The organism is Streptomyces flaveolus, assembly GCF_000716535.1.
Lineage (GTDB): Bacteria > Actinomycetota > Actinomycetes > Streptomycetales > Streptomycetaceae > Streptomyces > Streptomyces flaveolus_A.
In genome coordinates this window covers 1-24,095 of record NZ_JNWV01000079.1, presented here as the reverse complement: position 1 = coordinate 24,095, position 24,095 = coordinate 1, and the positions used below count along the sequence as shown (strand labels likewise).

The 24,095-nt window shown below is 69.4% G+C and carries 17 protein-coding genes and 3 pseudogenes; 12 read left to right on the top strand and 8 right to left on the bottom strand.

Going from position 1 to position 24,095, the window contains the following annotated elements; translation table 11 throughout:
- Positions 1–93 precede the first annotated feature (93 nt).
- Positions 94–1,373: pseudogene (locus OO52_RS44480) on the bottom strand (IS256 family transposase).
- Positions 1,374–1,676: 303 nt separating this feature from the next.
- Here OO52_RS44480 and OO52_RS44475 point away from each other — a divergent pair.
- The 6 genes and pseudogenes from OO52_RS44475 to OO52_RS44450 all read left to right on the top strand — a co-directional run bounded on the left by OO52_RS44475 (position 1,677) and on the right by OO52_RS44450 (position 10,972).
- Complete coding sequence (locus OO52_RS44475; RefSeq protein WP_030940641.1) at positions 1,677–2,099, top strand: DUF4259 domain-containing protein; 423 nt, start codon at positions 1,677–1,679, stop codon at positions 2,097–2,099.
- Between the two features lie 160 nt (positions 2,100–2,259).
- Positions 2,260–3,126, top strand: coding sequence for a hypothetical protein (locus tag OO52_RS44470; RefSeq protein ID WP_030940639.1), 867 nt, complete (start codon positions 2,260–2,262; stop codon positions 3,124–3,126).
- A complete protein-coding gene (locus OO52_RS44465; protein WP_063738857.1) occupies positions 3,123–7,403 on the top strand; it encodes a caspase family protein in 4,281 nt (1,426 codons plus the stop codon). Before OO52_RS44470 ends, OO52_RS44465 begins: the two co-directional genes overlap by 4 nt.
- Positions 7,404–8,292: 889 nt before the next feature.
- A pseudogene (locus OO52_RS44460) lies at positions 8,293–8,508 on the top strand (TerD family protein); the annotation flags it as partial.
- 1,378 nt (positions 8,509–9,886) lie between these two features.
- Entirely contained in the window at positions 9,887–10,573 is a 687-nt protein-coding gene (locus OO52_RS44455; RefSeq protein ID WP_234339980.1) for a GntR family transcriptional regulator, read from the top strand.
- Positions 10,574–10,714: 141 nt separating this feature from the next.
- Positions 10,715–10,972, top strand: coding sequence for a hypothetical protein (locus tag OO52_RS44450; protein ID WP_030940623.1), 258 nt, complete (start codon positions 10,715–10,717; stop codon positions 10,970–10,972).
- 55 nt (positions 10,973–11,027) lie between these two features.
- Here OO52_RS44450 and OO52_RS46400 read toward each other — a convergent pair whose 3' ends face one another.
- From OO52_RS46400 to OO52_RS44430, 5 genes and pseudogenes are all read right to left on the bottom strand, one after another.
- Entirely contained in the window at positions 11,028–12,044 is a 1,017-nt protein-coding gene (locus tag OO52_RS46400; protein ID WP_051847979.1) for an HNH endonuclease, read from the bottom strand.
- A gap of 64 nt (positions 12,045–12,108) precedes the next feature.
- Entirely contained in the window at positions 12,109–12,750 is a 642-nt protein-coding gene (locus tag OO52_RS44440; protein ID WP_234339979.1) for a peptidoglycan-binding protein, read from the bottom strand.
- Positions 12,751–12,975: 225 nt separating this feature from the next.
- A complete protein-coding gene (locus OO52_RS44435; RefSeq protein ID WP_030940621.1) occupies positions 12,976–13,299 on the bottom strand; it encodes a hypothetical protein in 324 nt (107 codons plus the stop codon).
- Positions 13,300–13,313: 14 nt separating this feature from the next.
- A complete protein-coding gene (locus OO52_RS54135; protein WP_267885041.1) occupies positions 13,314–13,436 on the bottom strand; it encodes a hypothetical protein in 123 nt (40 codons plus the stop codon).
- Positions 13,437–13,457: 21 nt separating this feature from the next.
- A pseudogene (locus OO52_RS44430) lies at positions 13,458–14,391 on the bottom strand (IS630 family transposase).
- 70 nt (positions 14,392–14,461) lie between these two features.
- Between OO52_RS44430 and OO52_RS54440 the strand changes: the two are divergent.
- A complete protein-coding gene (locus OO52_RS54440; protein WP_324608329.1) occupies positions 14,462–14,866 on the top strand; it encodes a hypothetical protein in 405 nt (134 codons plus the stop codon).
- A gap of 17 nt (positions 14,867–14,883) precedes the next feature.
- On the opposite strand, the gene OO52_RS46395 is transcribed toward OO52_RS54440, so the two are convergent.
- Complete coding sequence (locus OO52_RS46395; RefSeq protein ID WP_078877520.1) at positions 14,884–15,909, bottom strand: helix-turn-helix domain-containing protein; 1,026 nt, start codon at positions 15,907–15,909, stop codon at positions 14,884–14,886.
- Positions 15,910–15,925: 16 nt separating this feature from the next.
- Positions 15,926–16,192, bottom strand: a complete 267-nt coding sequence (locus OO52_RS50530; protein ID WP_030940613.1) for a hypothetical protein — start codon at positions 16,190–16,192, stop codon at positions 15,926–15,928.
- A gap of 751 nt (positions 16,193–16,943) precedes the next feature.
- Between OO52_RS50530 and OO52_RS44410 the strand changes: the two genes are divergently transcribed.
- The 5 genes from OO52_RS44410 (at position 16,944) to OO52_RS44385 (ending at position 23,877) form a co-directional block, all read left to right on the top strand.
- Positions 16,944–17,648 carry a hypothetical protein gene (locus tag OO52_RS44410; RefSeq protein ID WP_037671446.1) on the top strand — a complete coding sequence of 235 codons (705 nt, stop codon included), beginning with the start codon at positions 16,944–16,946 and terminating at the stop codon, positions 17,646–17,648.
- Positions 17,645–19,627 carry a hypothetical protein gene (locus OO52_RS44400; RefSeq protein ID WP_030940609.1) on the top strand — a complete coding sequence of 661 codons (1,983 nt, stop codon included), beginning with the start codon at positions 17,645–17,647 and terminating at the stop codon, positions 19,625–19,627. Before OO52_RS44410 ends, OO52_RS44400 begins: the two co-directional genes overlap by 4 nt.
- 37 nt (positions 19,628–19,664) lie before the next feature.
- Positions 19,665–21,743, top strand: a complete 2,079-nt coding sequence (locus tag OO52_RS44395; protein ID WP_030940607.1) for a hypothetical protein — start codon at positions 19,665–19,667, stop codon at positions 21,741–21,743.
- A gap of 434 nt (positions 21,744–22,177) precedes the next feature.
- The gene (locus OO52_RS44390; RefSeq protein WP_037671439.1) at positions 22,178–22,705 is read left to right on the top strand and encodes a hypothetical protein; all 528 of its coding nucleotides are present in this window, start codon (positions 22,178–22,180) and stop codon (positions 22,703–22,705) included.
- Between the two features lie 23 nt (positions 22,706–22,728).
- Positions 22,729–23,877: a hypothetical protein gene (locus OO52_RS44385; RefSeq protein WP_158712659.1), complete on the top strand. Its 1,149-nt coding sequence runs from the start codon at positions 22,729–22,731 to the stop codon at positions 23,875–23,877.
- Positions 23,878–24,095: the final 218 nt, after the last annotated feature.

The following is a 24,095-nucleotide window of genomic DNA, read 5'->3' as shown; positions in this document are numbered from 1 at the left end:
ATCAAGCACGCTCAATGATCACGGGCGAGGACTCACCGTCACCACCGACTACGGAACAGACCCAAACGAGCGGTGTAACTGGGGTAGTTGGGGTTACTGGCGGGCTGCAGAGAGGCGGCCGTCGAACGTGATATCGAAGGCGTTCAGTGCGGTCTTCCAGCGCATGGTCCAGCGGGCCTGTCCCTTGCCGGTGGGGTCGAGGGACATGATCGCCATATAGATGCACTTCAGGGCGGCCTGCTCGTTGGGGAAGTGGCCGCGGGCCTTGACCGCCCTGCGGATACGGGCGTTGACCGACTCGATCGCGTTGGTAGTGCAGACGATCCGGCGGATCTCGGTGTCGAACCGCAGGAACGGGGTGAACTCCTCCCAGGCGTTCTCCCACAGCTTCACGATCGCCGGATACTTCCGGCCCCAGGCGTCGGCGAACTCGGCGAGCCGGTCCAGGGCGGCCTCTTCGGTGGGGGCGGTGTAGACGGGCTTGAGGAGACGGGCGATCTTGTCCCAGTCCTGGCGGGCGGCATAGCGGAAGGAGTTCCGCAGCAGGTGGACCACGCAGGTCTGCACGATGGTGCGAGGCCAGACCGTCTCCACCGCCTCGGGCAGGCCCTTGAGCCCGTCGCAGACCAGCATCAGCACGTCGCTCACGCCGCGTTCTTGATCTCGGTGAGGATGTGCAGCCAGTGCTTGGCGCCCTCGCCGCCGTCGCCGGCCCACAGGCCCAGAATCTCGCGCCGGCCCTCGACAGTGACGGCCAGGGCCACATAGACGGGCCGGTTGGCCACCGCGCCGTCGCGAATCTTCACGTGGATGGCGTCGATGAAGACCACCGGATAGACGGGGTCGAGAGGGCGGCTCTGCCATTCGGCCATGCCCTCGAGGACCTTGTCGGTGATGGTGGAGATGGTCTGGCGGGAGACGTCGGCTCCGTAGACCTCCGCCAGATGGGCCTGGACCTCGCCGGTGGTCAGACCCTTCGCGGCCAGCGAAATCACCATCTCGTCAACGCCGGTCAGGCGCTTCTGCCGCTTTTTGACGATCTTCGGCTCGAACGAGCCGTCCCGGTCGCGGGGCACGGCTATCTCCACCGGCCCGACCTCGGTCAGCACGGTCTTGGAGCGTTTGCCGTTACGGGAGTTGCCGCCGTTCTTGCCCGCCGGATCGTGCTTGTCATAGCCGAGGTGGTCGGTGATCTCGCCCTCAAGCGCGGACTCCGGCAGCCGCTTGGTCAGCTGCTGCAACAGCCCGCCCTCGCCGGTCAACTGCAGGCCCTCGGCCTGGGCGCGGCTCACCAGCTCGTCGATCAGCTGGTCGTCCACGGCCTTCGCCGATGCAGCCACTGCCGACTCGACAGCGTCCTGCTCGGCCACGATCTCACTGGTCATCGATGCATCCTCCATGATCGGGAGTTACACCGAACGATTTACAGTCCCCCCAGCAACCGTGATGTGAGGGGTTGCTTGCGTCCGGGCTTCAGGGGTGGTTGAACGCCCTCCGATTACTCAGGGCGAGGGTGGCGGTGCGGGCCAGTGGTGCACGAAGACGAGGATCAGTCGCTGGCCAGCTGTGCGAAAGGCATTGGGTTCTGGGGTGGGTGGAGGGTGGGGCGGTGTTGTGCGCTGGTGTGTTTGGGGTTCGCTCGGTTCGTCCGAGACAGCCGTATCAGGGAGCGATGCATGGGAACGTGGGGGACCGGCCCGTTCGACAGTGACCTCGCCGCAGACTTCGTCGATGAACTTGAGGGACTCACCCACCAGCAGGTCATCGACGTGCTGGAGCGGGCATTCCAGCGAGTCACCGCCTCGGGAGAACGCGTCGATGGCGGAGCCGGGGTCGAAGCCGTTGCCGCCGGCGCTCTGGTCGCCAGCACCCTCCCGGACAGCCCCATCGTGATCGACCCCGATGACAGCCCCAGGGAACCGCTGCCCGAACTGCCGGCCTCGCTTCGCGCGTCGGTGAGACGCGCACTGGACCGGGTTCTTCAGGACGGATCGGAAGTGGCAACCGGCTGGGTGGACAGCGCCGACGCCGACCAGTGGCGCCAGGAAGTGCGGCAGATACTCGAAGCACTCGCAACACCCGCTGATCACTCATCGTGACCGCTTCACGGAAGTCGTGCCAGAGCCGGATCCCGTCAACAAAACCATGCAGTCGTCCCACTTCGCCGATGCCGCGTAGGGGGACCTGCGCACGGTGGTGCACGAGGTGCTGCGAGCCCTTAAGGTGGCTGTGCGTCGCACGCAGGCTTGGGGGCGGGGGATGGCACGGGTCGTCGGGGTGCATGGAGTCGGCAAGCAACTACTGGGGCAGGAATTGCTGCGCTCGCAGTGGGGGCCCGCGTTGGCCGACGGTCTCCGGCGAGCCGAGGCCGTCACCGGGACCGGTTCCGGGGCGCTGGACGAGGACGGCCTTGCCATGGCGTTCTACGGGGATCTCTTCCGGCCGTCGGGACATATGCTGGCGGTGGGGGATCCGGCGTACACCGCGGCCGACGTCCAAGACGGGTTCGAGCTGGAGCTGTTGCTGGCCTGGTGGCGAAGCGCCGCGGACAGCGATGCAGGGGTGGCGCCGCCGGGCGGTGACACCCTGGTTCGCTCACCCCGGGCCGCGCAGACCGCGCTGCGTGCGCTGTCCCGGTCCCGGTTCTTCTCCCGGATCGCGTTACGCGCCCTGGTGTTCGACCTGAAGCAGGTCCACCGCTATCTTGCCGATCCTGAGCTGCGCGTCCAGGCGCGCCGGCGGGTCCAGGTGGCCATCACCACCGACACCCGGGTGGTCATCGCCCATTCGCTCGGTTCGGTGGTCGCCTACGAGGCGTTGTGCGCGCTTCCCGGACACGGCGTGCGGGCGCTGGTGACGCTGGGCTCACCGCTGGGCATGCGGATGATCTTTGATAAACTGGAGCCCTCCCCCTCACCTCATGGTCTCTGGCCCGGGCCAGACAGTCTGTGCTGGACGAACGTGGCCGACGATGGGGATGCGGTGGCCGCGGTGAAGGATCTGCGGCCGTACTTCGGCGAGGACGTGCAGGGTGCGGTCGTACACAACGGCCCCCACGCCCATGACGCCACGGCCTACCTGACCGACCGCCTGACCGGTGCGGCCGTGGCCAAGGGCTTGGCATGAACTCGTCCGCGCCGCGCCGCTATCTGATCGCCACGGCGGTTAGCCACTACCCCAAGGCCCAGGCGCTCGGCTGGGACCGACCCCGGCTGACCGAGGCTCGTCAGCGGATTATCGACCTGTTCACCCGGCAGTTGGGCTATCAGCACGTCTCTGACCTCGGCCTGAACCCCACCGCTGCACAGCTCACCGACGGACTGCGCACCTTCTGCAGGGCTTCGGACCGCCGGCCCGACGATGTCCTGGCAGTGTACGTCGCCGCGCACGGCGAGGTTCTGGAGGACGGTGAGCACGTGCTGCTGACAGCCGACACCGATCCGGAGGACATCGATGACGCCCTACCCACCCTTACACTGGCCCGCAAGATGCTCCGCGGCACCCGGGTACGCCGCCTGCTGCTGATGCTGGACACCTGCTTCTCGGGACAGGGCGGCAACGAACTGCTGGCCGCGGTCGCAGGCCTGAAGGGCCGATGGGGCGAGGAGACAGGAACGGGACTGGCCCTGCTCACGTCGGCACAGCCCAACGAGCTCGCCGAGACCGGCGCGTTCCCCTACCTGCTCGGCGAGGCCGTCGCCAGTCTGGCCACCGCCGGACAGGGACCGCGGGAACTGGCTCTGGACGCTCTGGTGGCCGAGATGAAAGCCCATCCCAAGCGGCCCGGCCATCAGACCACCAGCGCCGAGATCATCGGGCTGACCGGCGCGATGCCGCCGTTCTTCCCCAATCCCCGGCACGACTCGCGCCTGACCCACATCGACCTGGCCCTGCAGCAGACCACCGCCTGGCAGGCCCAGGCAGACCGCCGCGAGGTCGAATACCGCACGCGGCTGCTGCGCCGCGCCATGGGCCACAGCGACCCGGCCCGGGCCGGCTGGTGGTTTTCCGGCCGTCACCGCGCACTGGAGGACATCACACGCTGGCTCACCGACTTACCACCCGACCGGTCCGCCCTGGCGGTCACCGCCGGTCCAGGTTCGGGCAAGACCGCCGTTCTAGGGCTGATCACCACCCTGGCCCATTCGGAATACCGGCGCACCGTACCGCTCGACGCCCTTGGGTTCGGCAACCGCTCCCTCCCCGGCGTCGGATCGCTCGACGCCGCCATCTACGCGCAGAACCTCACCGATCAGCAGGTCCTGCAGGGCATCGCCGCGGCCGGGCGAATCACCGCCACGAGCGTCGCCGACCTGATCAACGGTCTGCCAGACCGGACCCGGACCGGTCGACGCCCGCTGACGGTACTCGTCGACGCCCTCGACGAGGCCGAGACACCCGACACCCTGTGCGGTCATGTTCTGCGGCCGCTGATCGACCACGGCAGCTCCCGCATCCGGCTGCTGCTCGGCACTCGTCCCCACCTGTTGTCCTGCCTCGGTCTGCGCCGTGAGGAACACATCGACCTGGACGCCGACACCTACGCCGACCCCGAAGCCGTCCTGGCCTACACCGTCCGCAACCTCCTCGAGGCCGCTGCCGAATCCCCTTACCTCCATTGCCCCCGCGGGCAGCTACGGGCGATCGCCCGGCAGGTGGCCCGCGCCGCCGGCCGCTCCTTCCTCGTGGCCCGGATCGTTGCCGGCACCCTCGCTGCCGGCCCCCAACTACCCGACCCCGCCGACCCGGCCTGGCGCCGCTCCCTGCCCCGTCTGCCCAGCCAAGCCATCCACGACGACCTCACCCAGCGCCTCCGCGACCAGGCACAGCGCGCCACCGACCTGCTCCGCCCACTCGCCTTCGCCCTGGGCCAGGGCCTGCCCTGGGAAGACCTCTGGGCTCCCATCGCCACCGCCGTCTCCGGCCGCCCCTACACAAACGACGACCTGCACTGGCTCCGCGGCGCCGCCGGTGCCTACGTCGTCGAGGCCACCGAGGACGGCCGCTCGGTCTACCGCCTGTACCACGAGGCGATGGCCGAATACCTGCGCCACGATCAGGACCTGATCCAGGTCCACTCGGCCATCGCCACCGTGCTGCGCGGCCAGGTCCCCTACCGCGTCGACACCACCCCGGACTGGGCCCATGCCCACCCGTACTCCCTCCGCCACCTGGCCACCCACGCCGCCCTCGGTGGCCGTCTCGACGAGAACGTCACCGACACCGAGTACCTCGTCCACGCCGCCCCTGACGAACTCGCCCGCCATCTCCATCTGACGAGCACGGACGACGCCTGCCTGCACGCCGCCGTCTACCGTGCCTCTCTCGGCCGCCATCGCCTTCTTCCCCCGGCCGACCGCAGACAGATCCTCGCCATCGATGCCACTCGCTACAACTCCGGGACCATTCGCCGCGCCCTCAACGCCGCCCTGCCCCCTTCGTCCTGGATGCCGTTCTTCGCGACGGGCTCCGACGTCTCGCCGGCACTGCGGAACACCATGACCGGCTCCGCGAGGACGGTGGCGTGTGCCGAACTGGAGGGACGGCCCATCGCCGTCACTGGTGAGAAAGACGGGACGGTCCGCATCTGGGACCTGATCACCAGCCGCCCCGTCGGCGCCCCCCTGGCCGGACACAGCCAACTGGTGCTGACGGTGGCGTGTACCGAGCTGGAAGGCCGACCCCTCGCCGTGACCTGCGGGAGCGACGGTGATCTCCGGGTCTGGGATCTCGCCACCCGCCTGCCCCTTGGCGTCTTCCACGTCGGCTTGGCGACGGCGGCGGTGTGCACTGAACTGGAGGGGCGGCCCATCGCCGTCACAGGCGGCTTCACAGGCACTGTCGACATGTGGGACCTGGCCACCGGCCGGCCCGTGGGTACCCCCGTCGTCAGCCGAGAAAGCGGCGTTCGAGCGGTGGCGTGCGCCGAACTGGGAGGGCGACTCGTCGCCGTCACCGGAGGATTCGACGGCACCGTCCGCAGGTGGGACCTGACCGCCGGGCGGCCGCTCAGCGCCCCGCTCAAGGGCCACGAGGGAGCGGTTCTGGCGGTGGCGTGCACAGAACTGAACGGTCGGGCCGTCGCCGTCACCGGTGGACGAGACGGGACTGCCCGTGTGTGGGATCTGGCCACCGGCCAGTCCATCGGCGCCCCTTTCCGCGGTCATGACGGCCCCGTATGCACGGTGGACTGTACCTGGGTGGACGGCAAGGTCGTCGCCCTTACTGGGGGGCGCGACTGCACAGCCCGCATGTGGGACCTGAGTACGGGTCGGTCCATCGGCGCCCCCTTCAGCGGTCACGGCGGCACGGTATACGCGGTGGACTGCGCCCGGGTGGGCGATCGGGCAATTGCGGTCACCTGCGCGGCCGACAGCGCGCTCCGTACGTGGGAACTGACCGCGGGCCGGCCCATGGGCGCGCCCCTCAGTGGACATGACGGCCGGGTGATAGCAGTGGCGTGCGCCGAGCTGAATAGCCGGACCGTCGCCGTCACCGGCGGAGAGGACGGGCCGGTTCGCACCTGGGACCTGACCGCAGGGCGGCTCATCGACGTCCTCGCGGGCCACGAGGGCCAGGTGAACGCCGCGGTGTGCGCCGAGCTGGACGGGCGGCCCGTCGCCGTCACCGGCGGAGACGACGGGACCGTCCGCATGTGGGACCTGGCGATCGGCCGGTCCATCGGCGCGCCCCTCACTGGCCACGACGGCTCGGTGCAACGGGTGGACAGTATCGAGGTGGACGGCCGGGTCGTTGGCGTCACAAGCGGAAACGACGGCACCGTGCGCGTGTGGGACCTGACCAGCCGTCGGCCTGTCGGCGCCCCTCTCCGAGGGCACGACGGTCCGGTTCAGGCGTTGGCCTGTATCGAGCTGGAGGGCAGGCCCATCGCCGTCACCGGGGGGAATGATCACACCGTGCGCGTCTGGGACCTGACCACCCGCCGGCCTGTCGGCGCGCCCCTCAGGGGGCACTCCGGCCCGGTGTACGCGGTGGCATGTACCTACTTGGAGGGTCGGCCCATCGCCATCACCGGCGGAGACGACGGCACCGTCGGCCTGTGGGACCTGACCGCCCGCCGGCAACTCGGTGACGTTTTCCTCGAAGGGCACGACAGTTGGGTGGTAGCCGTGGCGTGCGCCGAGCTGGACGGCCGGCCCGTTGCGGTCACCGGAGGAACTGACAGCACGATCTGCGTCTGGGATCTTAATAAGCGGGTTCCCACGCGCCTGCACCTGCCCTCGGAGGTCGGGGCCCTGGACATCACGAGGACCGGAACTCTCGTGAGCGCTGTCTACCGCGACATCTGCGCACTCACCCGGAAGACCGATGTGGAGCGGGTCCCGTCCAGGAGTCGTTGGTCCGCCGAGTCGAAGGACAGCGACCCCACGGGCGAGGTGTAGGGCCGCTGACTGCCCGGCTGGAACCGGCGACGCCCGACGTGTCGGCGGGCAGCGCGCCCGCCTGGTGGGTCTCGGCGAGTTCGGCGACGCCGTGTTCGTGTTCCATGTTCCGCTCGGGTCACCGGCGGCGATCACGGGGCCAGCAGTCCCGGCTGTGCTGGCCCGAGGCAGGTCCGGCGGCCACCGCCGCCCGCCGTCCGGCCCTCTGCGCATCGGACCGGATCCCTGGGCCGCGCCGTGCCCGCAGCGGCCTCCCGGCCGCGCGCCCCTGCTGCCGGTCGAGGCTCGCGCGGGCCCCGACCCCGCTTCCGCTGCGCCCTGCGGCCGTGCGGTGCCATACCCGCAGGCCGGCCGTTGCCCGGCCGCCCCGCCGTCCGCCGCCGTACTCCCGACGCCTCCGCGCCGTCCCGCGACGCCCGTGCCGTGCCGCCTGCGTCCGTGCCCCTCCGCCCTTCGCACCGCTGCCCGGCCGCCCGGCGGCCCCGCACCCCGCGGCCGCCGTGCTGGTGCCGGCCTGCTGCGCTCCGTCCCGCTGAGTTGGCCCTGCTTCCGCCGTCCCGCACTGCCTGCGCTGCCCGCGCCCCGCAGGCCGTCCTCCCTGTCCTGAGCGGATCTATTGAAGGCGCTGGCCACCGCATGCCGCAGGCCCTGCAGGGAGCAATGTCTTCTGTATGGCAGCAAGTTGGGAAACTCGCCAGATTGGGGGCCGGATGTCCGAGCCCTGGTGCAGGATGAAAGTACTGCGCTCCGCCTGCGTTCGGGGAGCCAGGGCCGGGGTCTGCTGCTGCAATGGGGGCGTTCGTGTTCCAGCGTCATCTTCACCGTCACGATGACGTCAATCTGGTGATGTCCGCGCTGGGGGACGACCCCCAGTGTCTGCCGGTCCTGATCGTTCAGGAACATCTCAAACGCCGGTGTGGTCGTTGTCCACGGCTACCGACAGTTGGTCGCCGACGACTTCGCCCGCGTCGCCGATGCCACGGCCGCGACGGTGGCCGAGTTCACCCGGGACTCCTCGGGAGCGTGGGAGATGCGTGAGACGATCCGGGGCTTCGACAGCGACCCGGTCCTTTTCGCCGCGGAGATGGGCAATCCGCAGCGCTGAACACTGTGCGGCGCTTCTCGAGTGCCGAGCTGGATGCTCAAGGCTTCTCCGGTACAGCCGTTGACCGGGAAGCAGCTGTCCTTGTGCACGCCCCTCGGCCAAAGTTCTGGGCGACGGACACAGGTGGCGCCCAGCCAGATCGCCAAGACGATGCCCCATCCGGTCACCGTGCCGAGCCTGGTCAGAGTGGCCCCGGTGCCGGAGAGTCTCAGTTCCTCACGAACCAGCCGAGCGCCATAGCCGCGGCCACGGCATACAGACCTCATCGCGCTTGGTCACGGCGGCGCGCAGTCCGCCGTGGGAACGTCGGGGCGCTACAGATGTAGGTCGTGGCCTGCGCCGGGGCGCCTCACGGCCGTCGCCCCCGGGCGTCGTCGGAGCATGGTTTCGGCCTCCGGCGGGGGGATACCGGACTGGCCCATGGCTTCGTTCACTTCACGCAGCAGCGACTGTCTCCCCGTTCGGCCAGACAGTCGGTGATCTTCAGACTCGTGGATGTTCATGAGAAGCGACGCCAAATCTCCAACATTGCCGGATGCCGGAAAGCAGCGCGCAGGCCGTCTGCCGTACCCGGCAGATGAGGAGGGCGCGCTCGGACGGTCATGATGCTGGCGTGGCGCCCCTGACTCTTGGGCCACGGGAAGTGAGATGGCGAGGCGGGGAACAGTGACCGACGTGTTCGACAGGGCCGTGGACGTGTTCATGGTGGCCGTGGGGCTGGGGTGCACGGGGCTGGGATGCTGGGCCGTGCTCCGGCCGCCCCGGCCACCGGAGCCGATCCAGGGGCCTGTGTGGGTGGTCCCTGTGGGGGGGGCTGGGCTTTGTCCTGCTGGGAATCTCCATCGCCGTTGAAACGGTGACCCTGATGGGTGGCCGGGAGCCGGGCCGGGTGGCGGAGATGACCCGCTGGGTCGCCTGGCCGCTCATAGTCGGCTCGATCCTGGCTGCCTTCGTCGCCCGGCGGCGGGAACGCCGTCGGGACCGGGCCGTTCATGAGCGGCGGCCACAGCGAACCGGTCCGTTTCCTGGAGCAAGGCGACGCTTGTGGCCGCGGCCTGCTGGGCGGTCAGCGGCCTGGGATACGCTGTGCTCGCCGCCCTCGACGAGCCTCACCTGTCCGTTGCGCCATTCATCGGAACGGCGCTCGTCCAGTGGTTCTGGGCGCGTCACCCATTCTGGCCGGCCGCGGGCGCCGTCGGCCTCGCAAGGGTTGCCATGCTGTTCGGGCTCGTTGACGTTCTGCGGCCGGAACTGCCTCGTTGGCGACCTGAGGCGCGTCCGGGTGCTCTAACCGAGTGCCGACCCACCGGCGCACCAAGCTCCGACGGGCAATATGTGTGCGCAGAATGGTGGCGATCACTCGAAACGGTGGTGGGGCATGGAACAGCCGGGGTACCTGCGCATCGCTGCCGACCTGCGGAATCGCATCAACTCAGGGGAGTACCGGATCGGTGATCAGATCCCGACGCTCCCGGCTCTCGCCGAGGCGTACGAGGTGTCCGAGACGACCATCCGCAACGCTCTCGCGCTCCTCCGCAACGAGGGGTTGATCGAGACAAGGGCTCGCGCCGGAACCCGGGTTCGGGAGAGGCCCCCGATCCACCGGCTGACCTCAGACCGGTACCGCGACAAGCTGGGCGTCCCCTCGACTCCGTTCACCCGGGACCACCAGATTGGCTGGAGCGAGTACCGCCTCGACAAGAAGTTCGAGCGCGTGGAGGCCACACCGGAGCTGGCATCCCTCTTCGAGTGCGAGGTGGGGGAGCCGCTGCTGGCCCGCCACTTCGTCTTCTTCGACAACGACCATCCCCACCAGATGAGCACCTCGTACGTGCGCTGGAGCGACGTGGAGGGAACCCCGGTGGCGGACCCGATCCACGAGCCCTGGCCGGGCGGCACGGTGGCCCAGATGGCCACCCTGGGGATCCGGGTCACCCTGATCAAGGAGGCCTTCACCTGCGGCAGGCCGACAGAGCACGAGGCCAAGACCCTGAAGATCGGCTCCGGCGTGCCCGTGCTCAGGTACACGAGGCGTCACATCGCCCGTGACGGCCGGGTCGTGTAGGTCGCCTTCCCGATCGTCCGCCGGGGCGACACGACCGTGGTGGAGTTCGACATCCCGCTTTCCGGCTGATCCGTCCCGGAGTCCGGGGAGTTGGCGTACGCTGACCGCTCTCATTCGAGCCTGTATGACCCGGAGGTCTGTATGGCTGATCAGCCCCTCAAGGCGCACTTCGTTGCCGAGCCCATCGAGCTGCCTGACGGGCGAAAGGTGCGGGTCAGCGCCTATCCCGACGGCAGCATTCGGTTCCGCGTGGACGGACTGCCGTACGTCCTGACCGAGGCGTACCTCAGCGGTAACCCCGAGAAGGACAAGGCGATCCTGAAGCTCTCGCCCGGCAAGCAGGGCAGCAACGCGGCGGACAACTACGTCGAAGAGCTGGAGCAGCGGAACCGCAGCTAGACGCACCAAAGCGCCCCCGATCTCCCGAGGGAGTTCGGGGGCGCTCTGCTGTCTCTCAAGGCTCGATCAGGAATCGGTCGCCCTTGTGGAGGTTGCAAATCCAGTGACTCAACTGGACGTTCTCTCTCGTGTGCTCACCGCCTGCGGTGAGCGGGATCTTGTGATCCAAAGTAGGGGACCACATGTCGGGCCACGGCCGGCCTCGGTCCACAGGCGACAGACAGATTCGGCAGACCCATCCGTCACGCTTGTAGATCTCCTGCGGGTCCAACCGCTCAATCTTGCCTTCAAGACCTAGCTTGCGCATGCGGGCCGCGTAGCTACCTGCGGCGCTGGATTCGCGCTTCAGGCGTTGTGACCGGGCGACGTAGGCTGGTGTCCACAGACGAGGTATGGACTGTTTGCCGCACACATACGCGTTCCAGGTGAACTCGTTTCCTTCAGTGTCAACGTCGCGGATGATCTCGGTATACCACTGCCACCTCTCGCCTTCGGCCTCGAAGGAGTCGAAGGCCCCAAGGTGTTTCAGGCCCAGGAAAGACCCAAGGATCAGAGAGGTGGGGGTCCAAGAGGTGTCCGTCACGTAGTAAAAAGCTGAACCAGTGGCCACGTGGATGGAGACGGCGACACGGTCGAGATCCCAGTGTCCGTTCTCGCCAGGGAGGACCTGCCAGGGGATGACGTGCTGTGGAAGATCTACGGCCCGTTGGACGACAGTGACCGAGCCGTGGCGTTCAACAAGGTCACCCGGCTTCGGAGAGTAGCCCTGGATCTCGTACGGGAAAGGAGCGTTCGCGGCCAGGGTGCGGAAGACTCTCGGTTCCCGGGGTGGCTGGGGGTCAGGCGTGAACACGGGTGGCCTCTCGATCTCGCCGCGCTCGATGCGCCGGTTCAGCCGCCGGTTCAAGGTCAGGTTGCAACGCGGCGAGCAGACGTGCCGATCCCGGTGCTTCCAGTGCGCCTTAGCGGGTATCGGCTGCTCGCACACGCGGCAGGGTTCGCCCCCCCTGGCCCGGTCCTCGGCCTTCAAGATCTGGTCTCGCCAATCCCAGTACGCGGCGTCGCTGCCCATGGCCCCCTCCAACTGTCCAGCCCAACGTACTGTGGGTGCCACACTTCGCGCGCAGAACCAGCTTTTAGGACGCCGGGACTCTCAACAGGTCCCACGTGGTCCGGCCGGGAGGCCATGTAGCCGCTGAGCCCGTGAAGCCCAGCTTGCGCTGCCAGGCCTCGTAGGACGCCTTGTCGCCGGAGCCGATGACGTCCTTGTCGGCGCTGCTCTTGTATCTGTTGCAGCCGACGGCCACCAGGCGGTCGTGCATGCGGGCCACGATCGGGCTCTTGCGGCCCATCGTGAACCAGGCGGCCCCCGGGAAGGGCTGGTACTGCTTCGCCGGAGGGTCGGCCGGCTCGATGCCCTTGGGCCGGGGAGCGCCCTTCTTCACCCAGGCGTAGAGCGGACCGCCGGGGCACTCGGTCGCGTACCCGTCCCGGTGTCCCAGGATCTCGTCCCCAGCGCCGTGCTGGCGGAGCAGCTCGATCCCGTCCCGGATCGCACCCAGCATCTCGTCCGTGGGCTCGGTCAGGCCGGAGGAGCCCACCAGGCCCACGATGGCGTAGTGCGCCACGTTCAAGGGCTGGTTGCCGTTGGCCCCGGTGCGCTTGCCGATGCCCCGGCCCTCCAGGAGGTAGCCGTGCGGGCAGGCGCCGTAGTTGTACGCGATATCGGCGTAGTGCTCCTTCGGTTGGCCAGGTGGCTCTTGCGTATGGCCTGCCACTCCGCGATGCACGCGGCGTGATCCGTGAGGAGCTTGGTGGAGACCTCGGTCCCCTCGTAGTGGACCTTCACGCCCTTGGTGGAGGTCTGGGTCGGAGCGGCCGAGGCGGGCCATCCGAGCTGGGTTCGGGTCACGAGCTTCATGGGGGCTCCTCGGGGGTCTGGCGGGCATGAAAAAGCCCCCTCCGGCGGGGGGATGAGACCGGAGGGGGCGGCTTGGGACGGCTCAGGGGGCCGTGGGCGGGTCCTCGGGGTGGTCCCGCAGGTACCGGAGATAGGAGAGGAACTGGACCAGGAGGAGGGCCGTGGTGGCCGTCAGGAGGCCCAGGGAGAGAACGGAGTCCCACCAGGGTCCGGTGGCCCCACCGCCACCGCGGATTCCGAGCAGCACGAGCGACCTGGCGTAGATCAGGCCGATGATGATGACCCAGCCGGAGGAGTTGACCTCGGTGATCCGGAACGGATGCCGGGGATGGTGCAGGACGAGGAACCAGACCGAGGCGGCCAGGCCGACGCCCAGCAGGACGTACAGAGCGAGGGCGTAGAGCATCAGACCTTCTTGTGTCAGCCGCCGGTCAGTCGGCTCAGGACGATCGACTCGATCCAGTCGCTGTAGGAGTTGGCGCGGTTGTGGGCTCTGATCTGCTTCTTCACCCGGCGGCTCTCGTTGAGCTTGGCCTCGACCACGTGGCGGTGGGCCTGAGCCTGTTACTGACGTTGTTGCCGTGATGTCGTCAATGTGAGTCCGGTTTCGGTGAGGCAGCCGTCGATGAGGTTGCTGCGGTACTGGATCTGGCGGAGGCCGTGTCGGAGCGTGCGGATGAGGTGGTCGGGGTCGGTGAAGGCGGTGTTGGCCTGGCTGCTGCGCCGCAGCAGTGACCAGGTATCCTCGACGGGGTTGAGGTCGGGGGCGTAGGCCGGCAGGAAGTAGCAGGTGATCCAGTCGTGGGTGTCGATGAACTGCCGTAGTCGGCGGTCCTTGTGGACGTTGAGGTTGTCCCACACGAGCACAATGGGTGCGCCGAGCTGCTGGTGCGCGGCGATGAGCAGGTCGCGGTAGTCGGTCCAGGTGAAACTGCGTCTGCCGCCGCGCTTGTGATCGCCATGCCGCTTGGGCCGGTAGATCAGCCGTGAGCGTTCTCCGTGTTTGTAGCAGGCCAGAGCGGCGACCCAGAAGCGGCGCTGGGAGCGTCCCCTCACCCGGATGACGGGTGTGCGTCCGCGCCGGGCCCAGGTCCGTGCGGTGGGCGGCGTCATCGAGAAGCCGGCTTCGTCTTCGAAGCACAGCCAGGCCTCGAGCGCCGCCACGGACCTTCCGCCTGCGGGCCAGGTCTCCTTCACCCAGCCCGCTACGGCCTGCTCGTCGCGCTCGATGGCCCGGCGGGCTGGGACCTGGTGGCTGAAGCCGTGCCGGTGCAGCATCTTCGCGATCGCCGACAGCGTCATGCTCTTGTGGAACCGGCGCCCGATCAGCGTCTTGATCCGCGCCAGCGTCCACGTCTGGTCCGGCCAGCCGTGCGCGACCGGCCCCTTGGCGAGCTCCTGCTCAAGCAGCAGCGAATCGCTCCGCGGCCTCCAGCCGGATCCGCTCGCGAAACGCCTGCCGTTCAGGCGTCAGCCCACCACCCTGCGGATATCTCACACAACCGGCATACCGCAACGATCACCCATCGTCAGCCCTCAACGACAACACGCCGCAAAGGTCAGTAGTGGTGCCCACGCTGGACCTGGCGGCGCAGACCGCGCTGGCCTGGCGGGCGGACGGTCACGGCGAGCACATGGTGATCGTCTCCTCCCTGGATGCCGCCGTTCGTGAGGACCTGGTCGCCGCCCGCGTCATGTCGACCACCAGCCCGCACGCGCTGGGCGGGCTGATGTCGATGGCGGGGAGGCAGAGGACCAGATGCTGGCCAAGACCCGCCACCGGCACCGCTCCGGCCACCTCCCCGACAACCACGTACGCCTGTTCGCTGTCCTCTTCGACGGGGACTGGACGGCCGAGGACGCCTTACCCGCCGTCCTGGGGCAGGCACCGCCCCGCCCGCTCACAGAGCCGAGTGGGCGTGGCAGCACGGCGCGACTGGACCGGTCGCACCGACACGCGCAGCGGTCCCTGACGGTGACCGGTCCTGCCTCACCCGCTTTGGCCCCCACCAGGCCGGTGGGCCCTGCGCGGTTCCTGCCACCCCTCCGCCGCACGAAGGGGAGCCCTTCCCTGAGGCCGCTTCCCACGCCCGTTCGACCCAGACGGCCGTGCAGCGTTGGACTTGATCTGCAGGAGCTGTACGGAGCCGTCGCCGGATACGAGGATGGCATCGGCCCCGGTGTCGGATGCGAGGCCGTTGCGCCGCGCAGGACCCATCAGCTCCCGGTAGAGATCGAAGGCGATGTCCGGCTGGGAATCACGCAGAAGCGGCGTAAACGTGTAGTGCGTCCGGCGGTCAAGGGCGGAGTCACCCGTCGGGGTCGCCTGAATGAAACGGCGGAGCTGCTCTCTGGTTCGCACCTGCTGCTGCGCGCCTTCAGCCGCCGTGACGGGACCCGTGGAGGCCCGACGCCACGCCTTCTGCCACTGGGCGAGCGTGCGCTGGCCGGTGACACCGCAGCCCCGCAGGAAGGCCTCGCAGTGGGTCCAGGCGGGGAGCTTGACCTTCCGGTGGACGATCCGGAAGAGGGTTCCGAGGGGAAGCAGGAACACCTCACGCTTGCTGTGGACCCCATTCGGCTGCGGGACCGTGCCGGCACGCTGCTGGACGGTGCGCAGCGGTGGTGCCCCGGCGCTCTCGTAGACGGCTGCGAGTGCGGCGGTGAAGTCCTGGCGGGTGCGGATGTTGTCGACCCCGGGAGCGTGGAGTTGGCGCAGGACGCCGCGGTCCTTGGCTCGGGCCTGTCTCCACAGCTGAAGCGCCTCCTGCTCCTGCTGCGGGGTAGCGCCGCAGCCGCGCACATACGCCACGACGGTGGTTTCCTTCGGCAGGGCGTGACCGCCGGCCGCGCGCTTGAGGGTGGCGGCCGAGACGGCCAGGGCCGGATCGCCGAGCGCGGCGGTGCGCTCGGCGAGCTCGGCGAAGGTGAGCTGGGCCCGCTGCCGCAGGTTCTCCAGCATCGAGCCCAGAGCGGCACCAGGCGAGCCGGCGGGGGCGGTTCGGACCACACGCATGGTCGTTAACCTCCCCCTACCGGCGGGCGGCGGCGTTCAGCGCCGCCGCGAAGGCCTGCAGCAGCAGACGGCCGCTCCCGCCGACGGCGTAGACGGCGGCGCCGATCGTCCCGCACCCGGCGAGGAGGACGAGCACGTCACGCACCGGCATGCCGGTAGCGGCCAGACCTGCGCCAAGGAGGGGGAAGACGCTGATGCCGAAGGCCTGCGCTGCGGTGACCGGCGCCCGGGACGGGCGCCGGCCGCGGGTGGGCGCGGGGGCGCCCTTGAGGGTGGTGGACATGCTGGACTGCCTCCCTGGCAGACGGGCGGGCCGCCGACGGCTTCCGACGCCGGCGACCCGCACGGGTGATGTGCTACTGGCCGCAAAAACCGGCGGGGCTCGGCGGGGCGCCTGCCCCGCAGGCGCGCTCGCGGGCGGGGGCGGTGGGGGGGCCGCGGCGCGGGTAGGCCGGCGGGGGCCGCCCCCCCCACACCGCCCCGACCTCGGGCCTCCCTGACACGCTACTGGCCGCAAACCGAAGCAACCCAGGGACACCGCAGACCGGTTGACGCCGGGCCTGCACCGACGGGACCGGTCCGACCACGGGCCGGTCCCGCCACACTCTCTCGACGGTCAACTCGCATGCCCGTAGCGCGCCCCCGGCGTGGTGCCGTCTGCTCCCGTCTGCTCGCCACCGGGCGTCTGGGTAGGGCTGGCCGCGAATCTCACGGTGCGGGGCCGGGATCCGCCGCCCCGGTCCCGCACCGTGTACCCGGCGGGCGGCCGCCACGGATGTCAGCGCATGTATGACCGCGAGTGTGGCCTGGTGCCACGGACCGCAGCGCCTGCTCCGTCTCCACGCAGACTTGCATCCCGCCCGCCACCACGGGGAGGTGGTGGCCCGCCGGACAGTGGCGGGCGCGCAGTGCTCCAGGCGTGGACGGTCGTGGCGCCGACCTGCCTGACGGGGCCAGGGCTTCTGTATGCGTGCACTCCTATTCGTCTCGTCACTCCATGGTCAGGCTCGTGTGCGGGTGGTTACTCTGACGTGATGGATCACGAGGGGGCGGGGCAGGGGCCGGGGGTCGCGGTGACCAGCCGGGAGCAGGACGCGGTGCGCCTGCTGCTGTTGATCGACGGGGCGTGCGAGCCGCTCACCGAGGTGGAGAAGGCCGTGTCCGGCCTGGAGCGGGCGGTGGGTGTGATGCGGACGCAGGTCAAGCTGCAGAAGCTGGACTTCTGGCTGCGTAATCCGGACTACCTGGCCAACGAGTTGCTGACGGCCTACGAGGACGAGCCCGAGGAAGCACTGCTGGACCTCGCCGGCCGCATTCTGGACTCCGAGGAGCCGGAGGTGCGGCGCTATCCGATGCTCCGCCACCACTTCGGCGCCTACGAGTGGCTGGACGACGCCCTGGCGGTGCTGCGCAGCGCCGGGCTGCTGGTCCGCAAGCGGCGGGGAACGGTCAACCGGGTGCGCCAGCACGACTACTTCCTGCTGGAGCACGGCCGCCACGTCGCCCGGGAGATCATCCGCCAGGAACCGGATTTCGGCTACTACGTGCAGCGCGTCGAGGACGTTCTGCGGCTCGCGGGGGAGAGGAGCGGCAGCGAGCTGAAGAAGCAGCAGTACCTGACGCGCGAGTATGCCGACACCCCAAAGGGGCGCCGGATCGGATCGATCAGCGGGCAGGCGCGCCGCCGGCTGGCGGCCTTCCGGCAGCAGATGCAGGCACAGGGAGCGGGGGGAGCATGACCACGGTGCAGGAAGAGGCGCTGCTGGAGACGCGCATCGCGGACAAGACGGGCGTGAAGGTCGACGACGTCCGAGACGTGTTCGCCGCATACGGGCTGCCGCTGGTCATCTCCCCGGCACGCCCGAGGTCGCTCAGGGTGCACCGGCTGCGGGTGGCCGGCGAGCGCACCGGCGACGTCGAGCCGGGCCCCTTCGACAAGACACTGTCCTTCTCCGAAGGCCTGACCGCGCTGGTCGCCTCGAACTTCCGCGGCAAGACGTCGGTGCTGGAACTGCTGACCTGGAGCCTGCGCGGCACGCCGCGCAGTGAGATGCAAAGCCGTGTCCGCAGCTGGATGCACCACGTCGACCTGGACGCGACCGTCGCGGGCGAACCCATGGCGTTCCGCCTGGACCTCACCGACGGGGAGATCACTGCGGCCGTCGTCCTGACCGGCCCCGACCCGGACGCACTGGCCGGCGTACGCGGACCCGCCCCGGACCGGGGCATCACCGCCCTGCTGCGGGCCTCCAGCACCGACAGCTACGCGGAGCAGATCGCCGGCCTGATGCTGAGGCGGATGGATCTGCAGCCCCTGGTCAACAGCTTCAAGGAGACCAGCACCCAGACCCACGGATGGCCCGCCTACTTCGGGGCGGTCTACCTCCCGGCCGGCGGCGACAAGGCACTGCTGGGCGAGGTCACCTCCAACGGACTGCCGGGCCGTCTGCTGCAGGTCTTCCTGGACCTGCCCGCGGCCGCCGCCCTCACCCGCGTCAAGACCGTGCACGACGTGCGCCTCGCCGAGGACAAGGCACGCCGCGCGGTGGCGGCCGCCGAAGCAGCGGAACGCGCATCCGAACGCGCACGCCTGGAAGCCGAACTCACCCAGGCCCGCGACGCACTGGCACGCCTGCTGCCCAGGGACGGCGCGGACGCTTCCCTGACCGACCTCGCCCACGACGCGGTCCAGCTCGCCCGGGCACTCGCCGACGCGCAGGACGCCTGGGACGAGGCCGTACGTGTCTTCCGCCAGGCGCGCACCGAACGCCAGCAGGCCACCAAGCTCCTCAACGACGTCACCGAAAGCGCCACCGCCCGCCTGCTCTTCCACGGCCTGAACCCGACCAGCTGCCCACGCTGCGACCAGCAGATCGACGACGCGCGCCGCCAGCAGGAGCGGCACGCCCACACCTGCGCGGTGTGCGCGCGCGAGGTGACCGGAGACGACGAAGACCCGCAGGAGATCACCGCCGAGGCACACCAGCGGCTGGAAACGAGCACGGCCGCCGAAGCGGCAGCCAAGCAGGCCCTGGAACAGGCCGAGACCACCGTCGACGGCCTGACACGCCGGCTGGAAGGCGCGCAGCAGCAGCTGCGGCGTGCCCAGTCCGCCGCCGACCTGCCCGCTCGCCTCGCCGCCCAGGAGAACGTGCTGCGGCTGGAAGGCGCGCTCAGCATGTTCCGCGAGCCCGAGGAACCGGCCCTGGACGAAACCGAGGCCAAGGCCATCAAGGTCCTGGGAGCTGCCGCTGCTCTGCTGGAGAAGGACAGCAAGACGGCCGCCGAGGCGCTGTTCAAAGAGGTCAACGAAGAGACCGCCGAGCTGGCGACCCTGTTCGGGGTCCCCTCCCTCAAGTCGGTGTCCATCGACCGCAGCGCCCGCCTGAAGATCTTCCCTCTCGGCAGCAAGCAGGAATGGTTCAGCGACCAGAGCGCCGGCGCACGCCTGCGGCTGCGCATCGCCGTGGCCATCGCCCTGCTCCGGGTCGGCCGGGCAAACGGCGTATCCACCCACCCCGGCCTGCTGCTGATCGACAGCCCCAAGTCCGAGGAGATGCAGTCCGCCGACGCCCATAAGCTCTTCAAGGAGCTGGCCACCGTCGCAGCCGAGAGCGACCTGCAGGTAGTCATCACCACCGCGGACTTCGACCTGGCCCGCGCAGCCCTGCCCGCCGACAGCCTCCGGCAGGCCGAGCCCGGCGCTTCCCTATGGTGATACCGCACCTGAGAGCACGCAGGAAAGGACGGCTGCCGTGCCGCAACTCGCCGACCGGCTGACCGAACTGGCCGCAGACGGCCAACCCATCACCTTCCCTGCCCTTGGCCTCGCCCCCGACACCGTCGCCAGCCAGGCCGGCGACGTGGCCGCCGGTCCCTTCGCCCCCTACCTCGCCGAAGCCGTCGCCGACGCCTACAACCGCAGCGACACCCAATGGCAGCCCGCAGCCACCGCCTTCCCCACCGGACTCGCCGCACAGCACAGCGTCCTGCACCTCACCGCATCCATGGACGCCCTGCTCCACAGCCCCGCGGCCGCCAAGGCCCTGGGAAAGCCCCTGACCGCAGCACTGCTGGACGGACTGCCCGACCGCATCGAGGCCGCACCACTCCTTGCCGCCGCCCGCCTCGAAGGCGCCGTACGCCTCGCCGTCGCCGAAGCGGTCACCCCCTTCAAACTGTGGCAGACGCTCGAGGACGTGCCGACCGACGGCCCCGAAGACTTCCTCGAACGCCTGCCCCGCCTCCTCGGCCTCACCCTCGACCGCTGGGCCGACGAAGACACCATCGCCGACACGGTACGCACCCTGCTGCAGCAGCTCACCCACGACGAAGCCACCGACGTGGACGCGATGTTCGAACTCGGCTGCGACCTGCTGCGCCGCGCCCTGTCCTCCCCGGACATCGGCACCGTCACCACCCACCTCGTCCAGGCCCGCCGGCAGTTCGAGACCGCCGCCCAGGCCGAGGAAGCCCGCCACGACGCCCTCACCTACGCAGCAGTCTGCGACGCCATCCTCGCCTTCGGCCGGGCAGACGCCGCAGCCATCAACCACGCCGCCGACCAGATCACCGAGACCCTGGACCAGCGCCAAGCCTGGCTCCACCGCTCCCACCAGCCCGAATGGCTCCAGCCGCGGCGCTCAGCAGAAATCGCCTGGCACCACCTCGTCCTCCAGCTACGCGCCGCGGCCACCGCCCTCCAAGACGACGCCTGGATGGACGCCTGGCAAGCCCTGAACACCGTCCTCGCCGCCTACAGCGCTGCCCGCACCGTCTGCCCCCTGGGAGACGACACCGACCAGGGCCTGGCCCTGCTGGTCCAGCCCGCGATCGAAGACGGCTTCCTGCGCCAGCAGGCCTTCCTGGCACAACTGCGCCGCGCCGCCCAGGAAACAGACCAGCACGCCGACCGCGGCTTCGATACCGCCACCGCCAGCGCCCTGCTCACCGCGATCGAAACCGCAGCCCAGCGCGAGACGAGCCCTGCCGCCTCCTCCAACGCCACCGACGACAGCAGCGATGACGACGACCCCGGCGGAGCAGACCTTGGCCGCCTGCAACGCCTCGCCCCCACCCTGCTCCTCCAGCTCAAAGACCAAGCCCTGAGCATCGCCAGCACAGTCGATGACCAGCAGCTCCTCCTACTGGAGGGCCTCGCTCACGACAGTGACGTCGCCCGGCTCAAAGCCACCGACCCGCTCATCGTGCCCACACTCGACCGGCTCGTGACCGAGCTGTCCGCCCATCCCGCGTTCACCGGGGAAGTCCGTCAGACCTTCTCCGTGCTGGTCGAGCAGACTCTCCTCTTCCTCAAAAGCCGCTCTGACCTGACCCGCACCAACCTGGTCGGCCCCACCAAGAAGGGCGAGCCGGCCCCCTTCGACTACCGGCGCAAACCTGAGGGAGACCGCAAGCCCGTCGAAGCCGACCTGCAACGCGACTTCCAGCAGTGGCTCCAGAAAGGGCCCCTGCACAACGTCGTCCTCGTCGAACCCGTCGACATGGGCATGGGCCGGGCCGACGTCATGGCGCACTTCGGCGCCCTGCGCTACCTCACCGAGGTCAAACAGGACGCCACCGACAACAATCCCCGGTACCTCGAAGGCCGCTACCTCACCCAAGCCGCCGAATACAGCAACACCAACGCCCCGTTCGGACAACTCCTCGTCCTGGACCTCACCCCGAAAGACGACACGCAAGGCAACCTGCGCGTCGATGAGGTCGCCTGGACCACCACCCACCGGCCTCACGGGGCCACAACAGACCGTGCGGTCGTCGTCGGCATCGTCGCCGGTAACCGCACCACGCCCTCTGCCTACTCCCGCAAGTAAGCCGAGGCATCGACGAGCGCGTGACCACGTACCTCGACCAGGATGGCCGTCCGGACGACGCAGCCGCCCTGTGCGTGGTCTTCGCGGCTTTCAGGTCACGGCTGACCAAGCCCGGCCGACGCGATGATCGTGCCGGTCTGTCGCCGGGGTGGCTGCCACGCTACTGGTCGGGGTGGACGGCTTGGACTCCGGTGCCCGCGTAGGCCTTCCGCCCGAGCGGGGACGACGTGAGGCTCAGAGCGCGCGAGGGAGCCTTCTCCCGCCGCATCCAGGCGACGCCGGCTGGGCCTGGCCGCGGTCCGCGTGCGGGTCGGCTCTCAGCAGGCGGGACTCAGCCGGCCGTTCAGCCACCACCTGCCTTGCTGGCGGGCTCCAGGCGCAGCACAACGTGACCTTCACCCCCGGCTGGGACGTCCACCGTCTCGCCCTGACCTGTGACGGACCGGCAGCTGCGCGGCCTGGAGAAGACGCGCGCGGGCGCCGACCTGTCCCTGCGCGCCGCCCTCACCCTGACCGCCCTGGCCGAAGCGAAGCACTGGCCCGTCGCCCGAAGCGATGAGATCATCCGCATCCCGCACGCGACGTGGAGCAACGCCCTCATCCAGCTCGACGCCGGCGCTTTCGTCGACGTCCTCATCCCCCTCACCACCGTGGAGACCCGGGCCACCGCAGCTCGCCGCATCCGCGAGGCCAAGGCCGCGATCCGCGACCAGCGCTACGAGCACGCCGTAGCCCTCGCACGAGCAGCCCTCGATCCCGTACGCGAGACCTGCAACAGACCCGCGCCGACGCCATCGCGGCCGTCGCCACCGCCGCCGGCCTGCTCGCCCGGCTGGAAGACCTGCCGCAGTGACCCACGTCGTACGGGCGTTGGCCAAACTCCGTACTTCCCGGCCAACGTCCTGGCCCGGTGGGGCCGCCAACAGGTCGATGCCCACGGCCACCTGCCATCCCTACCCTGACCTGACCGGCACGCTGGAGGCCGATGATGACGCGAAGCCTGTTTGACCTCGCCCGGAAGATGACGCCGGAGAAGGCCAGCCGCGAGTTCCGCGACTTCAGCGGAGCCCATGCCTACGCCGCCGCCCGCCGCCTCATGGACGAGGCCTTCGCCGGCTATCCCGACGTCGACCACAGCTTCGTCCGTGAGTTCCAGACCGCAGGCTTCTCCGCTCGCGTCTTCGAACTGGCCCTCTATGCCGCCCTGCGCGAACATGGCAAGGAACTGGACCGCACCCACCCCGCACCGGACTTCCTGGTGGGCGGCGACACTGCCGTCGCCATCGAAGCAACGACGACCAACCCGCCCCAGGGCGAGACGGCCGAAGACGTGGACATCGCCACAGCAGTGCGCCGACGCATCCCCGACGACATGGAGGCGGCGGAAGCGGAGTTCACCATGCAGATCGGCAAAGCCCTGCGCCGCAAACTCGAACACCGCGATGCCAAGGGCCATGCCTACTGGGAGAAGCCGCACGTCGACGGCATCCCTTTCGTACTCGCCGTGCAGTCCTTTCACAGCCCCAGCTCCCTGATCCACACCGTCAGCTCCCTGGCGACCTACCTCTACGGGATCCGGGACGTCGCCACTCGCGACAGCCACGGCTCGCTCGTGCTGAACTCCCAGGTCGTCACAGAACACCGGCACAAGGAAAAGACCATCCCAAGCGGCCTGTTCGCTCAACCCGAAGCCGAGCACCTAGCCGCCGTGATCTTCACCAACAGTGCCACCGTGTCGAAGTTCGCCCGTATGGGAACCGAACGGGGCTACGGCCCGCAAGACGTGGCCATAGCCCGCGTCGGCCTCATGTACGACCCTGACCCGAACGCGTCCCTGGCCGTGCCCTTCGGCTACGTCGTCGGTGACTACGGGCCCGAGGAGCACGAGACCTTCAGCGAGGGCTTCCACGTACTGCACAATCCGTGGGCCCGCACACCGGTCGCTACTGGCGCTCTGGACGGCTTCACCGAGCACCGCCTGCAGCCCAACGGCAGATTGCTTACCACCTTCCGCCAGCCCGACTACTTCGTGTCCCGGACGTGGATCTTGCAAGGCCAAGGAGGCGGAAATCCGCTGCCGGCGGCCCGCCGTCGTGTCCAGCAGTATCTGGCCGGTCCAGCAGGCAGTCGGTAAAGACTCAGGCTGGTGCGGACTGTTGGCTCACGTTCCGCCCCGGCAGCGTCCACGAAGCGCACCTGCGGCGTGCGCCTGCCGATCGGCGCGCGCCTGTGGGCTCCCTTGGACGCCCGTGATCGAGTGCTACCCGCCGGTTCGCGAGACCGTGTCGTCTACGGTGGCCTGCATGGACGACGCGACCCCGGCGACTGCCGCCCCACCCAGCCGCGAAGCTG